The 16,563-nt window shown below is 57.3% G+C and carries 14 protein-coding genes; 6 read left to right on the top strand and 8 right to left on the bottom strand.

Annotation, left to right across the window (positions count from 1 at the left end):
- Nucleotides 1–26: 26 nt before the first annotated feature.
- Nucleotides 27–1,421 (bottom strand): AtzE family amidohydrolase, encoded by a 1,395-nt coding sequence (locus tag HPC62_RS00920; RefSeq protein ID WP_172353348.1) that lies wholly within the window; start codon nt 1,419–1,421, stop codon nt 27–29.
- 62 nt (nt 1,422–1,483) lie between these two features.
- The gene (locus HPC62_RS00915; protein ID WP_172353347.1) at nt 1,484–1,768 is read right to left on the bottom strand and encodes a DUF4089 domain-containing protein; all 285 of its coding nucleotides are present in this window, start codon (nt 1,766–1,768) and stop codon (nt 1,484–1,486) included.
- 253 nt (nt 1,769–2,021) lie between these two features.
- On the opposite strand from HPC62_RS00915, the gene HPC62_RS00910 reads away from it, so the two are divergent.
- The 3 genes from HPC62_RS00910 to HPC62_RS00900 all read left to right on the top strand — a co-directional run bounded on the left by HPC62_RS00910 (nt 2,022) and on the right by HPC62_RS00900 (nt 5,735).
- Nucleotides 2,022–2,663, top strand: a complete 642-nt coding sequence (locus HPC62_RS00910) for a hypothetical protein (protein ID WP_172353346.1) — start codon at nt 2,022–2,024, stop codon at nt 2,661–2,663.
- Between the two features lie 149 nt (nt 2,664–2,812).
- Nucleotides 2,813–3,313 carry an AAA family ATPase gene (locus tag HPC62_RS00905; RefSeq protein WP_172353345.1) on the top strand — a complete coding sequence of 167 codons (501 nt, stop codon included), beginning with the start codon at nt 2,813–2,815 and terminating at the stop codon, nt 3,311–3,313.
- A 373-nt stretch (nt 3,314–3,686) separates the two neighbouring features.
- Complete coding sequence (locus HPC62_RS00900) at nt 3,687–5,735, top strand: ELWxxDGT repeat protein (protein WP_172353344.1); 2,049 nt, start codon at nt 3,687–3,689, stop codon at nt 5,733–5,735.
- Between the two features lie 210 nt (nt 5,736–5,945).
- Here the strand turns inward: HPC62_RS00900 and HPC62_RS00895 are convergent, their stop codons facing one another.
- Nucleotides 5,946–6,545, bottom strand: coding sequence for a DNA-3-methyladenine glycosylase (locus tag HPC62_RS00895; RefSeq protein WP_172358707.1), 600 nt, complete (start codon nt 6,543–6,545; stop codon nt 5,946–5,948).
- Nucleotides 6,546–6,863: 318 nt separating this feature from the next.
- On the opposite strand from HPC62_RS00895, the gene HPC62_RS23800 reads away from it, so the two are divergent.
- The gene (locus tag HPC62_RS23800) at nt 6,864–6,986 is read left to right on the top strand and encodes a hypothetical protein (protein WP_267313420.1); all 123 of its coding nucleotides are present in this window, start codon (nt 6,864–6,866) and stop codon (nt 6,984–6,986) included.
- Between the two features lie 120 nt (nt 6,987–7,106).
- Nucleotides 7,107–8,810, top strand: a complete 1,704-nt coding sequence (locus HPC62_RS00890; protein WP_216655313.1) for an MBL fold metallo-hydrolase — start codon at nt 7,107–7,109, stop codon at nt 8,808–8,810.
- 136 nt (nt 8,811–8,946) lie between these two features.
- Here the strand turns inward: HPC62_RS00890 and HPC62_RS00885 are convergent, their stop codons facing one another.
- The 5 genes from HPC62_RS00885 to patD all read right to left on the bottom strand — a co-directional run bounded on the left by HPC62_RS00885 (nt 8,947) and on the right by patD (nt 13,589).
- The gene (locus tag HPC62_RS00885) at nt 8,947–9,528 is read right to left on the bottom strand and encodes a Uma2 family endonuclease (protein WP_172353343.1); all 582 of its coding nucleotides are present in this window, start codon (nt 9,526–9,528) and stop codon (nt 8,947–8,949) included.
- Between the two features lie 194 nt (nt 9,529–9,722).
- Entirely contained in the window at nt 9,723–11,159 is a 1,437-nt protein-coding gene (gene murD / locus HPC62_RS00880; protein ID WP_172358705.1) for a UDP-N-acetylmuramoyl-L-alanine--D-glutamate ligase, read from the bottom strand.
- A 108-nt stretch (nt 11,160–11,267) separates the two neighbouring features.
- Nucleotides 11,268–12,638, bottom strand: a complete 1,371-nt coding sequence (locus HPC62_RS00875; protein WP_172353342.1) for a GH1 family beta-glucosidase — start codon at nt 12,636–12,638, stop codon at nt 11,268–11,270.
- A 4-nt stretch (nt 12,639–12,642) separates the two neighbouring features.
- Nucleotides 12,643–13,218: a TFIIB-type zinc ribbon-containing protein gene (locus HPC62_RS00870; RefSeq protein WP_172353341.1), complete on the bottom strand. Its 576-nt coding sequence runs from the start codon at nt 13,216–13,218 to the stop codon at nt 12,643–12,645.
- Nucleotides 13,218–13,589, bottom strand: a complete 372-nt coding sequence (patD, locus tag HPC62_RS00865) for a heterocyst frequency control protein PatD (protein ID WP_172353340.1) — start codon at nt 13,587–13,589, stop codon at nt 13,218–13,220. The genes HPC62_RS00870 and patD overlap by 1 nt, the downstream gene beginning before the upstream one ends.
- A gap of 591 nt (nt 13,590–14,180) precedes the next feature.
- Here patD and HPC62_RS00860 point away from each other — a divergent pair.
- The gene (locus HPC62_RS00860; RefSeq protein WP_172353339.1) at nt 14,181–16,457 is read left to right on the top strand and encodes a RelA/SpoT family protein; all 2,277 of its coding nucleotides are present in this window, start codon (nt 14,181–14,183) and stop codon (nt 16,455–16,457) included.
- Nucleotides 16,458–16,563 lie beyond the last annotated feature (106 nt).

Raw genomic sequence — 16,563 nt, 5'->3', positions numbered from 1 at the left:
ACTTTTTGCAGATTGGGTAAGCTTCCTTAAACCCGTGCCACCGGAGCCGCTACCACACCAGCCTGTTCCAAAAACGCGCCTGCTCGGAGCACCAGTGATTCATTGTAGGGTGCGGCGATAATCTGCACGCCGAGAGGCAGCCCGCCCGACTGCTGCACGGGAACAGATAAGATCGGCAGCCCAATGAAAGAAAGCGGTTGTGTATACAATCCCAAGTTGGGGCGGGTGAGCATTTCTTGCCCGCCAATCGTCATGGTTTCTTGCCCAATGAGCGGCGCGGCACAGGGAGTGCTGGGTGCAAGGATTAGATCGACGTGCTGAAAGAGTTCCGCAAGGCGATCGCCATACCAGCGTCGAAACCGCTGCGCCTGGAGATACCAACTGGTAGGGATAAGCGCACCGGACAAAAAGCGATCGCGCGTGGCAGGGTCAAAGTCGTGGGGGCGCGTCTTTAGGTTCGGCAGGTGCAGATTGCTGCCTTCGCAGGTGGTAATTAGATAGGCAGCGGCGCGGGCGCGATGAGCTTCAGGTAAGAGAACGCGCTTCGTTGCGCCAAGAGCCTGGGCGACCGTTTCCACCGCCGCAAACACTTCTGGCTGTCCGCCCGTGGCGAAATAGCCGTCGGCAACGGCAATCCGCAATCCGTCGATGCCCTGGCCCAGTTGCGGCAAGGTTGGCTCAGGGGGTCGAGGACTGCACACCGGATCGCGGGAATCGGGCCCGTGCATCAGATCAAAGCTGAGGGCAATATCGCGCACCGAGCGAGCAAACGGGCCGATGTGGTCGAGACTGGCGCAGAATAGGGCAGAACCAGCGCGGGACACTCGTCCATAGGTCGGCTTTAGCCCAAAAATGCCGCAAAACGCTGCCGGAACTCGGATTGATCCGTTTGTATCTGACCCCAGCGCGAGGGGCACGAGCCCGCCCGCCACCGCCGCCGCCGACCCGCCAGACGATCCGCCTGCTACCCGGCTCAGGTCGTGAGGATTGTGCGTTGCGCCGTAGTGGCTGTTTTCCGTCACAAACCCATAGGCGTATTCGTCCATATTCAGCCCGCCCAGCAGCACGGCCCCTGCCTTTCGCAGGGCGGCCACAGTTGCCGCGTCCGTCGAGGCTGGGGGATTGTCGCGGTTGATTTTGGAGCCTGCCAGCGTAACTACGCCCGCAATGTCCAGCAGGTTTTTGACCGCAAAGGGCACGCCTGCCAGGGGCCCCGGATCTTGCCCAGCGGCGATCGCCCGATCCACCGCCGCCGCATCTTGCAGCGCCCGCTCCCGCAGCACGTTGGTAAAAGTATTCAGCTTGCCATCCAGCGCATCAATTTGCGTCAGCGCAGCCGTCACCACAGTCTCGGCAGTGATTTTTTTGGCACGAACCGCAGCGGCGATCGCAGTTGCATCAGCATCGAAAAGGTCGAACATAGGTGATTTTAGAGGGCTTGGGGGACAGGATGTTGGGGTTGCCAGGTGGCTCCGTCACGCCATTACCCCGTCACGCCACCCGGCCCGCCTCCAATCGGCACAAACACCGCCGCACTCTCTGCCTCTGGCGGTAGGGAAAACTCTAAGACCAACTGGGCGATCGCTGCGGTGCGTTCTAGATTGGCGATCACGCCAGGTTTACAGTCGGGGGGAATGGGCAGGCCAATCAGGGCGGCTGCCTGTTCGGCATAGCGTTCCAGGTCAACAGAGTTGGCAGAGTCGGCAGAGTTGGCAGAATCGGCAGAGTTGGCAGAATCGGCAGAGTTAGCAGAATCGGCAGAGGACATGGCTGGGAGGCAGATAGGGGATGCAGTCCCACTCAGTCTAGGGGCTAGGTTCCCTAGAATCAAGCCTTGCGCCTTGGCTGCCCAAAATTAGCGCTGCAAGTCCGAGGTTGTATGGATGCTGAATGCTGAAGTTGTATGGGTGTTGAAACGGATGCTGAAACATATCGCCACAAAATATTTCGGATTTTCCGCAACTTACGTCAGGCAGATTGTGTCTATTTCTCTGGTGTGTTTCTGAAAAAGGAAGTTCCTGATGAAAAAGGTTTTTTGGATGACGATGGCGGCGGGGTTGGTGGCTGGCGCAGGGGCGATCGCCCTGGCGTTGCCCCAGATGTCCATCGCAGGCGGGCAGCGCGGCGGCACTCGCGTTCGCATTAGCGAAGACGGCACTCAGCTCCGGCTCACCTCGGAAGGGCGATCGCAAACCATTTCGGCAAACAGCATGAACGTGCGCGTTCTGGACGGCGTGAACTGCGAAAAGCTGCAAATTGAGCCAGAGCAAACGCTGAACGGGCAACGATTCCATCCCTCTGTTGGCATTGACCCCCAAACGGGCAACGTAGCCGTCGGCGTAATTCTGCAAGAATGCGTCGAAACGCAGCTCAGCGCTGTGTTTGTGATTGACCCGCAAGGCGGGGGCCACGCCCTCTACCGGGTGCAGGTTCCAGGCGAGCGGGTGTTGCAGGATGAGTTCACCACCTACCCGATGCGGGATTTGATCAACATCGGCTACTTGGGGAATGACCTGCTAGTGAAGCATGGCGACGCTTCCGGTTCCGCTGCGATTATGGTGTTCACGCCATCGGGCACGCCCGCCGGTCAATACGCAGGCTGCGTCTACACCGCCATCGAGGAAGGCAGAGGGCTATGTCCGCCGGACTCTGTTGCGAATTAGGCTGTTGATGTAGGCACCTCAATTAATTGCCTTGTTGCGAATCTTTGGGACGTAAATCGTTGAAATATCCTTGTCATTCTCAATCAAGATTGAATTTTTCGAGGTGCCCAAATTAGGACGACCCTTCACCGTTATGCGAGGAAGAAGAAATGAACCAGATGGGAACTTTGATATTCTTCTGCGGAAAAATGGGGTCTGGTAAATCCACCCTATCTTGCAAAATTGCTAAAGAACTAAACGCCATTTTGTTGTCGGAGGATGAGTGGCTATCAACTATTTATCCTGAAGAAATAAAAATTTTTGATGATTATGTAAAATACTCAAGGCGGCTAAGATCCGTGTTGAAGAATCATGTAAGAAGCATAATTAAGGCTGGAATTTCTGTAGTAATGGACTTCCCAGCAAACACAGTCAATCAAAGAGCATGGTTCAAAGAGATCCTTTTATCTGAAAACATACCTCATAAGTTGATATACCTTGATGTTGATGACGAGACTTGCCTAGAGGGAATTAGGAAGCGGAGGGAAACCAATCCAGAGCGGTCACAGTTTGATACAGAAGACGTTTTTCACCATGTAACTAGTTTTTTTCAGCCACCATCAGTTGACGAGGGCTTCTGGATTGAGGTTGTCCATCGGGATGTCTTGTAGCTTACGTTTTTCTAGTATCAAGACTGCTCAGTAGATATACTCGCCCACCGAATCAGGCATAAAACGCAGGAGAGAACCCATCACCGCCTCACTGCCTGCCAGAACCCGTTGAGTATACGGGAAATCGTCAGTACGGCTAACACAAAAATATACAATCACCCCTCCGGAATTCCTCCGGAGGGAAAAACCTGCTGCGTGAAAATTCGGATAGGTTATGCCCCCCCGGTTACTGGAGCAAGGCTCTTCCTGCGCCTTGTGCGATAGGGCTGTGTGTCCTGATGACTCTGATGTTATTTACGACACACGCCAATCTCTAAAAGTTGCAGGAAACCGCAGGCAAGCCCCCCAATTACTGCGCCTGAGAGGACAGATTATGAGTTACTCAGTTTCTCTACTGAAAGATATTTACCTTGGGACAAACAACTCCTTTCCCTACGAATTCACAGTCTTCAACAATAAGCTGTTCTTTTCAGCGGAGAACAGCACCAGTGGTCGTGAGCTTTGGGTCACTGACGGCACAACTGCGGGCACCCAGCTTTTTGCAAACATCAACATTAGTGGCGATTCCTACCCCTACTATTTCAACGTCCTCAACAACAAGCTGCTGTTTACGGCAAATAATGACACCAATGGTTGTGAGCTTTGGATCACCGACGGCACGGCTGCGGGCACGACGCTCCTGAAGGACATTTACCCTGGCGCTAATTCTTCCTTCCCCTACAATTTCACGGTTTTCAACAACAAGCTGTTTTTTACGGCAGGGGATGGCATCAATGGCTACGAGCTTTGGGTAACAGATGGCACGACCGCAGGGACTCAGCTTTTTGCAAATATTAACCCTGGTCTTAGTTCTTCCTCGCCTACTAATTTCGCAGTTTTCAACAACAAGCTGTTTTTTACGGCAGAGGATGGCACCAATGGCTATGAGCTTTGGGTAACAGATGGCACAACCGCAGGGACTCAGCTTTTTGCAAATATTAACCCTGGCGCTAGTTCTTCCTCACCTGGCAATTTTACGGTTTTCAATAACAAGCTGTTCTTTACGGCAGAGGATGGCATCAATGGCTATGAGCTTTGGGTAACAGATGGCACAGCTACGGGCACCCAGCTTTTTGCAAATATTAACCCTGGCGCTAGTTCTTCCTTACCTGACAATTTTACGGTTTTCAATAACAAGCTGTTCTTTGCAGCAGGAAATAGCACGAATGGTCGTGAGCTTTGGGTCACCGACGGCACGGCTGCGGGCACCACGTTGCTCAGAGATATCAACCCCGGCAGCGGTAGCTCTGATCCTTACAACTTCATCGTCTTTAACAACAAGTTAGTCTTTGCCGCAGACGATGGCACCAATGGCTATGAGCTATGGATTACGGACGGCACGGCTGCGGGCACGATGTTGCTAAAGGATATTAACCCTGGTATTGGCAGTTCCTCCCCCTTCAGCTTCACGATTTTTGATAACAAGCTGTTTTTCTCCGCAACCGACGGAACCCACGGGCGGGAACTGTGGATGACCGATGGCACGGCAGCAGGCACAAAACTGGTGACCGATCTCAATCCGGGAGCAAGTAGCGGTTTGGATCCTTTCAATAGCGACTTTGAGGTTTTTGGGAGCAAGCTGGTTTTTGGAGGAACCAACGGCGGCTTCGGTTTTGAATTGTTTGCGTTGCAGGGCAACCCACCCAAGGCCCAGAGCGACAGCTTTGAGACGAATTTTGGCACACCGCTGACGATCAACGTCAGCCAATTGCTGGCCAATGACACCGACCCAGACGACAGTTCCCTCAGCGTTACCCAGGTCAGCGGCGTGGTGAATGGCACGGCTGCCTTCAACGCGACTGCCGGAACCGTCGTCTTTACGCCGACAGCGGGCTTTAGCGGTCTGGCCCGATTCACCTACACCCTGACAGACGGCACAGGGCTAGCAGATACAGCAATGGTCTACGTTCTGGTTCGTCCTGCAAGTGGCAGCCCCGGCGGTTCGGGTGGTTCTGGCGGTCCGGGTGGCCCCGGCAGCCCTATACCTGGACAAGTCCTAAACGGCAAGCGAACTGCTGATACGCTGATCGGCGGCGCGGGCGACGATACCCTGCTGGGCAAGGGCGGCAACGATTTCCTGATCGGCAATGACGGCAAGGATTTGCTGGATGGCAGCAAGGGGAACGATACGCTGGTGGGCGGCTCCGGTGCAGATGTCTTCGTGCTGCGGAGGGGGCCAGATGTAGACCGGATTATGGACTTTGAAGACGGCATCGACAAGCTGCGGCTGGCAGGGGGGATTAACTTTAGCCAGGTGCGGATGGTGCGGGGCAAGGGAGACGAAGCGGGCAATACGCTGATTCAGCAGCGGGGCACAAACGACGTGCTGGCGATTCTGGTTGGGGTGCAAAGAAGCCTAATTACAGCGGCGGATTTTGCCTAACGGCTGAGCTAAATTCTCTTGAATAAGGCTTGACTTGCGATCGCCAAAAGCCTAGCAAAACTCTGGATTGACCCACCAAAACCGGCGATCCAAAATCGCCGATCCAAAATCTAAAAATTAGCTAAGGGTTTGCCGCTGGGGAAATTTCTGTTCAGACATCTCCAGCGGATTTTTTATTTGGGGTATTTGGGTTTTTCTGGGATTAGCTTCCTATCGCCGCGATACGGCTTTGCTTTCGGCAACGTACCAGCGCCAGGGGCGGTCTGCACCTTGCGTCAGCCCAATGCGCGTGGTTTGCACGAAGGAGATTTGTCCTGCATCAAGCTGGGTCTGGAATGTGGGCGATCGCCCCTCCAGCCATAGCCCCTGCCCCGGAGCCAGCGGCGTTACCGTCAGGCTGAGGTCGATTTGCAGAGCGCGGCAGAGCTTACCCGGCCCCGCCGCCACGCGGTGCAGTTTGTGGCGACCAAGGTCGAGGCCGGGCGGCAGGCGGTCTAGCTCCAGCGCCCGCACCAGCACCGCACTGGGCACGCCATCCAGATCGGTAACCACATTGAAGCAGTGATACATGCCATAGATGAGATACACATAGGCCCAGCCCGCCGGGCCAAACATGACGGCATTGCGGGGCGTGCGGCGGCGATAGGCGTGGCAGGCGGGGTCGCCGGGGGTGTAGGCTTCAGTTTCCACGATTACGCCGCGCAGGATTTCCCCGCTGGGCAACTGGCGCACCAGCACACAGCCCAGCAGATCGGGCGCGACCTGGGTGGCGCAGCGGCTCAGCCAGTCGGGGGTGATCACGGCGGGCAACTGGGACGATTTGAGAGGGGCAGAAGAGGGCGATCGCACAGGCAGTTTGTCTCGCACTAACTCGCACTAACACTAACTCGCACTAGCACTAACTCGCACTAAACAGGTGCTAAACAGTAGGATGAAAATAGGCTGGCGAAACCCCACGGAATCTGGCTAAGGGTTGCACCGCTCAGCGGAGGATCTGGGGCAAATGGGGGGTTTGGGGGCAAACGGGCGTGCCTCCCCAACCCAGCCAGCAACCTTAAACAAACTCTAACAACCCTTGATTTCATTCGTCTCAGCCTTATACTAGACCGCAAACGAGGTTTAAAAAAAATGGACGTTAAACTCATTCTTCTGGGAATTACGCCGGTCTTTATTGCGGCCTGTCTCTTCTTCGGCACCCGCAACGGCTTCTACGATTCAGACAACTATCACGGCAACGGCTCTGCACACTAAGTCGCACCCTGACCGCACTCTCGGAGCGCTGCTCCCGCTCTCTTGGCTCCCCCCAGCCCCGCACGTTGCCTGGCCGCGTTGCGGTTTCCTCATGAGCAAGAAACGCGACCCGCTGAAGCCGTGACTGAACTTGAATGCTTGCCCTATGGTGTAGGAAACACCGATGAAGGGGTCTGTCTGCTGGTTCGGATGGGGCCTCATCGGATTTTATTGGACTGTGGATTAGAACAGATTGATGCGCTGACGGCAGAAGCAGAGCCGCCTGCGGATTTGGTGCTGTGTACTCACGCCCACGGCGACCATGCGCGGGGATTGCTAGCGCTGCATCGGGCGTTTCCCCATTTGCCCGTGTATGCCAGCGAGGTGACGGCCCAACTGCTGCCGCTGAACTGGCTGGATGAACCAGACGTGCCAGACTTTTGCCATGCGCTGCCCTGGCGATCGCCCGTCGAATTTGCCGATGGCCTCAGCGCTGAACTGATTCCTGCTGGACACCTGCCGGGGGCCGCAGCGTTCCTGCTCACCTACGCCACCTCAGAGCGCACTTACACCGTCTTCTATACGGGCGATTTTCTACTGTCCAACTCGCGGCTGGCGGAGGGGCTGCCGCTGGAGGAGCTGCGCGGCCTCAAGCCCGATGTGCTGATTGCCGAGGGCAGCTATGGCACGGCCCGCTTTCCCCACCGCCGCCAGCAGGAAAACCAGCTTGCAGAGCGCATCCATCAGGCGATCGCCGCTTCACAATCCGTCCTGTTTCCCGTGCCTACGCTGGGACTGGGGCAGGAACTGCTGATCCTCCTCCGCAGCCATCACCACTTCACCGGACGGGCGATCGACATCTGGGTAGACGAGCGCATTGCCGCCGGATGCGATGCCTATTTGGAACTGCTGCATCATTTCCCCAGCAGTGTACAAAACTTTGCGCGACACCAGTCCCTATTTTGGGATGAACGCATTCGCCCCCATGTGCGACGGCTGCCGCTCGATCCGGGGCTGCGGCAAATCGCTCTGTCGGGCCCCACGCCTGCCATCGTGCTGACTCACTACGACACCGAACTCAGCCAATACGTCCACGCTAGTCTGCTGCCCTGGCTATTGCTCGTGCCCCGGCAGCCAGGCCGCGAAGGGGCGATCGACACGCTCACCGAGCAGCGCATTCAAGCCTCCAAATCGCTGCGATCGCTCCTCAAATCGGGTCGCCTTACTCTCGACACCTACCTGCTAGGCGAACACTGCGACGGCATCGGCACTACCCAACTGATCCACAACCTGCGGCCCCAGCACGTCGTTCTGGTGCATGGCCCGGCCAACTATCTGGCTGACCTGGCCAGCCTGGAGGAGCTGCAAAACCGCTATCACCTGCACACGCCGCTGGCCGGAATGCGCGTCGATCTGCCTGTGGGCGAAACTTTCCTTCAGCCCGCCGCGCCCGAAACGCAGTATGAAGGCGAACTAACCGAGTACGAAGACGGCGCACTGGTGACGCTGCCCCCGGTGCTGCTCACCGACCCGCGCTGGCAGTCCTTTGCCGACACGGGCATCGTGGAAGTGCGCTGGCAGGGCGACAGCCTGGTGCTGCGGGGCGTGTCTCAGCGAGAGTTGTTGAATCGCGGCGACGAGCCGGACATTTTGCCAGGAACCGAATGCTGCGGCAACTGCATCCACTATCGGGGGCAGCGCTGCTGGAGCCAGGCCTCATCCCTCTTTGGCTTCAAAGTCACACCAGAAGGCTATTGTCCTGCATTCAGCCCGGTGCCGCCCGATCCCGATGCAGAACCAATGGATTTTTCTACGAACCCCATCGAGCGAGAACCCGATGAGTAGAGGAGGTTGCAGAGGGATAACGGTTCAGCGCGTCCACTGAATCCACTGAATCGGTTCCCTAGGGCGATCGCACTTCACTCGTGCCTGACTCGCGCTTTACTTAATTTCCCAGGTTACTCAGCCATCGGTAGATTGCTCAGCCATCGGCTCTAGAGCCAAAGATTTGTGCACTGGTGATTTGCAGGTCAGGGAATTGGGGCGATCGCACAACCTCTTCTCCCTGAAAGCGTTCCACCTGGGAATAGGTAGTCTCCAGCAGCGTCAGAACCGTGACCGTGTTGTCCTGTGGATCGACAATCCAATACTCAGGAATGCCGATGTCCTGATATTGCGATCGCTTGGCAACGTAATCGCGATCGCGCTGCAAGTCTCCGGGGCTGACGACTTCCACCACCAGCAGCGGCGGAGCCATGTTCAGCCGAATCGTGTTGCGGATTTTGAGAAGCTGAATGTGTTCTTCTCGAAGAATGGTCAAGTCAGGATAGCGATTCTTAGGCTCCCCGCGCACTTCCAGTTCCAGCCCGTGCCCGCGGACTCGATCTGTGCCTAGGAGTATTGCAAACGCGAGAAAAAGCCGATTCGCAATTTGAACGTTTTCTCCGGACTCTGGCGGCACTTCGACTAGCTCTCCATTAAATAGCTCGTACAGCTTCTCCGTTCCGTCGTCGTAGGACAGATACTCTTCAAAGCTGAGAAACCGGGGCCGGGTCTGAATCATGGATTGTAAGCGGCAGGGAGCAAATCGATCCTGGCTTCATTTTAGGCCCTGTCTAGATCTGCCAGGACTCTCTTGAATAGACGACGGGGCTGGGGGGCGATCGCCAAGCCAGCCACCGTGCTTTTAGCGTTCAAATATAGTCGCGATCATCAAGTCAGCGTCCCCCATGTCATCTAGTGATCCTCTAACCAGAGCTACAGCGCCAGACACAGCGTGCGGAAGTGGTCGCCCCGTGCCTCGAAGTTGGGATATTGGTCAAAGCTGGCGCAGGCGGGCGAAAACAGGACAGTGCGGAGTCCGGTCTGGGCATTCAGCGCTTGACCCAGTTCGGCGCTGCGCTCTACGGCGCGATCCAGCGTTTCGACGATTTCGTAGTCCGAGTAGCCAATGCTGTCCAGGCGTTTTGCAAAGGCTTCGGCGGCGCTGCCGATGAGCAAAACGGCGGCGGCTTTTTGCTGAATCGTGGATAGCCATGCGGTGTCGTCGCCGTCTTTGGCTTCGCCGCCTGCAATCAGGATGGCGGGCGCGGGCACGGCTGCCAGTCCCACTTGGGCCGCGTCGTAGTTGGTGGCCTTGCTGTCGTTGATAAAGTCGATGCCCCGCCAGTTGCAGATGTGTTCTAGGCGGTGGGGTACACCGGGAAAGGTTTCAACCGCGTGGGCGATCGCCCCCTTCTCGATACCCGCCAGCCGCGCCGCCAGCACCGCCATCAGCAGGTTTTGGGTGTTGTGGGGGCCCACCATGTTCAGCGCGTCTATGGGAACGATGCGCTCTCCCAGGGCGATCGCCCAGCCGTCTTCTACATAGGCTCCCCGCGTGGGATCGCCCAGCAGATGCGCCTTGCCTGCCGCGCTCGTCCAGCAGGCGTTGGGCCAGCGGTCGGCGGTGCTGCGGAGGTAGGGATCATCGCCGTTGAAAATTTGCAAAGGCGATCGCGCCAGCAGCGAAGCCTTGATGCTGTAGTAGTTCTCTAGCGTATAGTGGCGGCTGAGGTGGTCGGGCGTGAAGGTTGTCCACAGGGCAATGCGCGGCGCGAGGGTAGAGGAGGACTCGATTTGGTAGCTGCTGATTTCGGCGATGATCCAGTCGGGGGATTTTGGATTTTGGATGTTGGATATTGGATGTTGGGAGCTTGGGTTGGAGGGATGATCGAGGGGGGCGCTGTCCGTTTCCCCTGCGAGATTTAGCGCGACCTCGCAGGCTGCGTAGCCGATATTGCCACAGGCGGGCGCGTTTAGCCCAGCAGTTTGGAAGATGGCGGCGGTGAGGGCGGTGGTGGTGGTTTTGCCGTTGGTGCCTGTGATGGCGACCCAGGGAATGCTGGAGAGCGATCGCCACGCCAGTTCCATTTCCCCGATGGTTTCGATGCCAAGGGCGCGGGCGGTTTCCAGCGCGGGCAGATCCCACCGCACGCCGGGGCTGACGACGATCTGCTGCATCTGGATGGGGTCTGGCTCTAGGCGATGCCCCAGCAGAACGGCAATGCCCTCTGCCTGGAGGGTTTGCTGCATCGACCGGAGGGCATCGGAACTGCCGGAGTCGCTGACTGTCACCTGCCAGCCCTGCCGATGCAGCAGCCGAGCGGCGGCAATGCCCGATTTCCCCAACCCAATGACATAAGCCGACGGCATAGGCAGCGTGTCCGAATCCTGCGCTTGTGGGTGGGCGACATTCGGCTCTTTTACCCGAATCTTGTGCCCGGTTGCAAGGCAGATTTGCAAAAGATGATTTTACCCTGCCTAGACCACCCGATTTTGCCGGATGCACTCGGCATACCAGCGGGCGCTGGCTTTGGGGATGCGCTGCTGGGTGTCAAAATCCACATAGGTCAGCCCAAAGCGGCGATCATAGCCCCAGGCCCACTCAAAGTTATCCAGCAGGCTCCAGACAAAGTAGCCGCCCAGGGGATAGCCCTCGGACACGGCGCGGTGGGCGGCTTGCAGGTGTTGCCGCAGGTACAGAATGCGATCGCAGTCCAGCACCTCTCCCTGCTCTGTCAGCACGTCTTCCACCGCGCAGCCGTTTTCCGTCACCCAGATGGACAGTTGGCGATGCCCCAGCACCTCGCTGACGTGGCGCACGCCCCAATAGAGCGCGTCGGGCACGACCCATAGCCAGGGCATGTGCAGCCGGGGATAGCTGGCGGGAAAGGGCAGCGTCTCGAACCCGTCGGCGTTATCCGCCGCCCGCACGTAGCTGCCGGAGTAGACATTCAGCCCCAGAACATCTAGCGGTTGGCAGATGGTTTGCAAATCGCCGTCCTGGATATCGGGCGCGTCGGCTCCCAGTTTCTCCAGAAGCAGGGGGCTATAGGCTCCGGTGAGCGCTGGAAAAAGAATGCCGCCGTTGGCCCAGGCGGTGTGAAAGGCGACTTGGGCGGCGGTGATGTGTTCTGGCGTTTCGGCAAGTGGCACGGTGACGGCGTAGTTATCCACTAGCGCAACGGTGCAGGGAATGGGCGAGGCGGCGCGGATGGCTTGACAGGCCAGCCCGTGCCCCAGCAGCGCATGGTGTGAGGTCTGCCACACGTCTTTTGGCGTGGCGACGACGGTTCCCGGCGCGTGGGGAGGAATCTGGCCCACGCCATAGCCCAGGTGCGTGAAGCAGGCAATTTCGTTCAGGGTGATCCAGTGGGAAATGCGATCGCCCAGCCGTTCCACCACCGCCGCCACATACTCTGCAAAGTCCTGTGCCATTTCGCGGCTGCGCCAAGAGCCGTAGCGGTCTTCTAGCGCCTGGGGGCTGTCCCAATGAAACAGGGTTGCGTAGGGCGTGATCCCCTGTTCCTGCAAACAATCCACCAGCCGCCGATAAAAGTCCACGCCTGCTTCGTTTACCGCGCCGCGTCCATTGGGGATCACTCTGGGCCAGGCGATGCTAAAGCGATAGTGCCTGATTCCCAGGTCTGCCATCAGCGCCACGTCTTCCCGAAAGCGGTGGTAATGGTCGCAGGCGATCGCCCCCGTATCCCCGTTCAGCACGCGCCCCGGCGTTGCGGCGAACCTATCCCACACGCTGGGCTTGCGGCCCTCAGCGGCGATCGCCCCTTCGATTTGATAAGACGAGGTCGCAGCGCCCCAGAAAAAGGAGTTGGGAAAGGCGTAGGTCATGCGCTCACTCCAGCCCCGCCTCGCTGCCCCCAATCCGCCGCATCAGATACGCCACTCCAAAATCTCCATTGGGGTGATGCTCAAGCTGCTCGGCCAGAGCGAAGACTTGTAGCGCTAGGTCTTCGCCCAGTTTGTCGATCATGGCCAGGCGCTCTCGGTGCAGCATCTCGCGGGTTCGCATTCGGCCTTGCCAATCGCTAGAAAACAACTGGTCGATGATGGCGCTGATGCCCATTGCGGAGAGTGCGTCCCATTCGCCGCGATCGCACCAGATGCCGCCACACTGGGGACACCGCTCGACGTAAAACGGGTTCATCGTTGCGCCCGTTTTCACCCGCGACAGAAAACCGCCGCAGTCGGGACAGAGGGCAGTCCGCACGTCCAGCGGGGCGGGTGGATGGTTGGCGGCGGCCTCCAGGTTCACGGTTTCGGGTAGGGGCTGGGGCTGACCCTGCTTCCAGTCGTGATAATCCTCTGGCGCAATCCAGCAGCCCTCGCACACGGGGCATTGCTGAGCGGGCAGGTTTCCCCGCAGCACCACATCTACCAGTTGCACGCCCCGATCCTTCAGGCAGTCCATCACGCCTCCTCTCCCAAAACAGCATCACAATAGCGCATCAGCAGGCGCAGGCGATCGCCCATTTGCTCGGTTCGCTGCCGTGCGGTTTCGGGCTGCCGCGCCGTTTGCAAAAACATCAGGTCCATGTTCAATAGCCGCAGTTGCTTTGCCATTTCGGTGTGGAGGGAGGGAATCGCCCCATCTAGCCTGCTCGTATCCAGCGTCAAAACCTGCTGCTGAAATTGCGTCTGTAATTGTTGGAATAACAAGCGCAAATCAGCCACCCCCGCAGGGGACTCCGCAGCGCCCGAAACCTGTGCCAGCATAGAGGAAGAGAGCGATCGCAGGGTTTCGTAAACTGGACGGCAAGACTCCCATTCTGATAAAGCCATGACAATGTAGCAACTCCTACCAGAATTCTTAAACGAATGTTAAGAATTCTGTATATAGTAGAGAAATAGCCCACTCAAACTCACCACCTTTGCTCACAACCTTAAGCCAAGTGGTGCACTTGAGCGAACTTGCGCCTCAATCTGACAGTATTTTCCTCATATCTGCAAGCTTTTAGAATCTCTCATAAATCTTTCACCTGATCTCCACCGAAACGCTTTTATTAGTCCGGTCTATCTCGTTAATAAACGTAACTAATAAGTAAGTGCCGCCTCGCAAACACCTTAGCTGGTGAAGTATTTGTGCAACTTAGGGGGCTAGCTTAGGAAATCAGGACTGAACCACTTCTAACGACTTCTAACAACTTCTCTGGCAATTTATCTCAAGCGCTCAGCAGAAAGTTCAACCGAGAGACACCCCATTTACGGTTTCAATTGCCAGATCTCTTCCCAAAAGTTCCCCTCGAACAGTTTAATAGCTAAAATCCATCGCATCGCACAGGGAGTTTTCAGGCTCCTAGCCTCCAGCACTTTCCCCTAGCCAGGGCGATTGAATCGTATCCACACTCCCTTTCTCCTGTCAGGAGTTGCCTCATGAACGCCACAACCCTCACGCTACCCACCGACGTTGAACTGCCCGACTGGCTCCGAGAATGCCTGATTTCTCATGCCTGCCCGGTCACAGGCGACTGTTCCGACAATCCCCGCTCGGATGCGTCGGTCGTCTGCGATGCGTTCAATTTTGCCTACCAGCTTCATGAGGGACAGAAGCGGGCCTCCGGCGAACCCTACATTGCCCATCCCATCGCTGTTGCAGGGCTGTTGCGCGATCTGGGAGGCAGTAGCGCTGTCATCGCTGCCGGGTTCCTGCACGATGTGGTCGAAGACACAGAGGTTACGGTTGAAGAACTGGAGGAACGCTTTGGCAGCGAAGTGAGCCGCCTGGTGGAGGGCGTAACCAAACTGTCGAAGTTTAACTTTGAGAGCAAAACCGAGCGCCAGGCCGAAAACTTTCGCCGCATGTTCATGGCGATGGCACAGGATATCCGGGTGATCGTGGTGAAGCTGGCCGATCGCCTCCACAACATGCGAACCCTGGAGCATTTGCCCGATGCCAAACGCCGCCAGATTGCTCTGGAAACCCGCGAAATCTTTGCGCCGCTGGCAAATCGCTTGGGGATCGGGCGCTTTAAGTGGGAGTTAGAAGATCTCGCCTTCAAGTATCTGGAGCCGGAAGCCTATCGCGACATGCAGGCGCTGGTGAGCGAAAAACGGGGCGATCGCGAGTCTTATTTGGAAACAACAGTAGAGGACGTGCGCCAAGAGCTAACGCGGTCGGGCATTCACTGCGTCGAACTCAAAGGTCGCCCCAAGCATCTCTACGGCATCTACCAAAAGATGCAGCGGCAGCAGAAGGAATTCCACGAAATTTTTGATATCACGGCGGTTCGCATTATCGTTAACACGATTGACGAGTGCTATCGCAGCCTGGCCGTGGTTCACAACCTGTTTCGTCCAATCCCTGGTCGCTTCAAAGACTACATCGGCCTGCCCAAGCCCAACCGCTACCAGTCATTGCACACCGTTGTAATTGGTCATGGCGGCCGCCCCGTCGAGGTTCAAATCCGCACCGTAGAAATGCACCACATTGCGGAATACGGGATTGCTGCCCACTGGAAGTATAAGGAAACGGGCAAATCTACGGCGACGCGCTTCAGCCCCGACGACGAAAAGCTGACCTGGCTGCGGCAACTGCTGGATTGGCAAAACGACCTCAAGGACGCGCAGGAATACCTAGAAAGCGTCCGCACCAACCTGTTTGACGATGATGTGTATGTGTTTACGCCGCAGGGCGACGTGATTCCTCTGGCGCAGCGATCCACGCCGGTAGACTTTGCTTATCGGATTCATACCGAAGTGGGCAATCGCTGCGCTGGGTCGAAGATCAACGGTCGCATGGTGCCGCTGGATACGGTGCTGCGGAATGGCGACATTGTGGAAATCATTACCCAGAAAAATGCCCATCCGTCGCTGGACTGGCTGAATTTTGTAGTAACGCCGGGGGCCCGCAACAAGATTCGCCAGTGGTATAAGCGGTCGAATCGGGAGGAGAACGTGCAGCGCGGGCGCGACATGCTGGAGCGGGAACTGGGCAAAAAGGGGTTTGAGGCGCTGCTGAAGTCGGAGCAAATGCAGGTGACAGCCGTGCGCTGCAACTATCAAACGCCGGAAGACCTGCTGGCGGCCGTGGGCTATGGCGAGGTAACGATTAATCATGTGCTGAATCGGCTGCGGGATGCTACCAAGGCACTCCAGCCTGTGGCTCCGGTGGCTACGACGGCGCAGGAAGAGGCGCTGCTGCTCAATCCGCCGCCGCAGCCCCCGCGCCCCGCACCCAAAACGCATGACTCTCCAATTCAAGGAGTGGAAGGGCTGCTGTATCATCTGGCGGGCTGCTGTACGCCGATTCCAGGGGAGCCGATTATTGGGGTGGTGACGCAGGGCAGCCGGGGCATCTCGATTCACCGTCAGGGCTGCACGAATACAGACAGCGTACCGGGCGATCGCCTCATTCCCGTCAGTTGGAACGCAGCCGAAACCACCAGCAGCCGCGCCCAGACCTATCCAGTACAAATTCAGCTAGAAGTCATCGACCGGGTAGGCGTGCTAAAGGATATCCTCTCGCGCCTCAGCGACTACAACATCAACGTTCGCAATGCTCAGGTGAAAACCTTCCCTGGCCAGACGGCGGTGATCAACCTCGGTATCGACATTCGCGACCACAACCAGCTAGAGCGCACCTTTACCCAGATCCGCAAAATGAGCGACGTGGTGCAACTTCGCCGCGTCAACGATGCCGAGACGGGCTGATTTTCGGTTAAGGCTCCAGGAGCAGATTGAAAGGAGCAGATTGAAAGGAGCAGACTAGGAGGTCAGACAGGGGTACGATGCTCTAAAACCGGCCAGGTTTTGCGGA

It is taken from the genome of Thermoleptolyngbya sichuanensis A183 (assembly GCF_013177315.1).
In the GTDB taxonomy this organism is placed as follows: domain Bacteria; phylum Cyanobacteriota; class Cyanobacteriia; order Elainellales; family Elainellaceae; genus Thermoleptolyngbya; species Thermoleptolyngbya sichuanensis.
The sequence above is the reverse complement of the archived record's forward strand: the minus strand, read 5'-3'. Positions and strand labels throughout refer to the sequence as shown.

Coding starts and splice junctions, on each gene's coding strand:
- HPC62_RS00870 (WP_172353341.1), bottom strand. CDS start 13,218: ATGGACTGCCTGAAGGATCGGGGCGTGCAACTGGTAGATGTGGTGCTG.
- patD (WP_172353340.1), bottom strand. CDS start 13,589: ATGGCTTTATCAGAATGGGAGTCTTGCCGTCCAGTTTACGAAACCCTG.
- HPC62_RS00905 (WP_172353345.1), top strand. CDS start 2,813: ATGAACCAGATGGGAACTTTGATATTCTTCTGCGGAAAAATGGGGTCT.
- HPC62_RS00860 (WP_172353339.1), top strand. CDS start 14,181: ATGAACGCCACAACCCTCACGCTACCCACCGACGTTGAACTGCCCGAC.
- HPC62_RS00885 (WP_172353343.1), bottom strand. CDS start 9,528: ATGATTCAGACCCGGCCCCGGTTTCTCAGCTTTGAAGAGTATCTGTCC.
- HPC62_RS00920 (WP_172353348.1), bottom strand. CDS start 1,421: ATGTTCGACCTTTTCGATGCTGATGCAACTGCGATCGCCGCTGCGGTT.
- HPC62_RS00875 (WP_172353342.1), bottom strand. CDS start 12,638: ATGACCTACGCCTTTCCCAACTCCTTTTTCTGGGGCGCTGCGACCTCG.
- HPC62_RS00900 (WP_172353344.1), top strand. CDS start 3,687: ATGAGTTACTCAGTTTCTCTACTGAAAGATATTTACCTTGGGACAAAC.
- HPC62_RS00915 (WP_172353347.1), bottom strand. CDS start 1,768: ATGTCCTCTGCCGATTCTGCTAACTCTGCCGATTCTGCCAACTCTGCC.
- murD (WP_172358705.1), bottom strand. CDS start 11,159: ATGCCGTCGGCTTATGTCATTGGGTTGGGGAAATCGGGCATTGCCGCC.
- HPC62_RS23800 (WP_267313420.1), top strand. CDS start 6,864: ATGGACGTTAAACTCATTCTTCTGGGAATTACGCCGGTCTTTATTGCG.
- HPC62_RS00910 (WP_172353346.1), top strand. CDS start 2,022: ATGAAAAAGGTTTTTTGGATGACGATGGCGGCGGGGTTGGTGGCTGGC.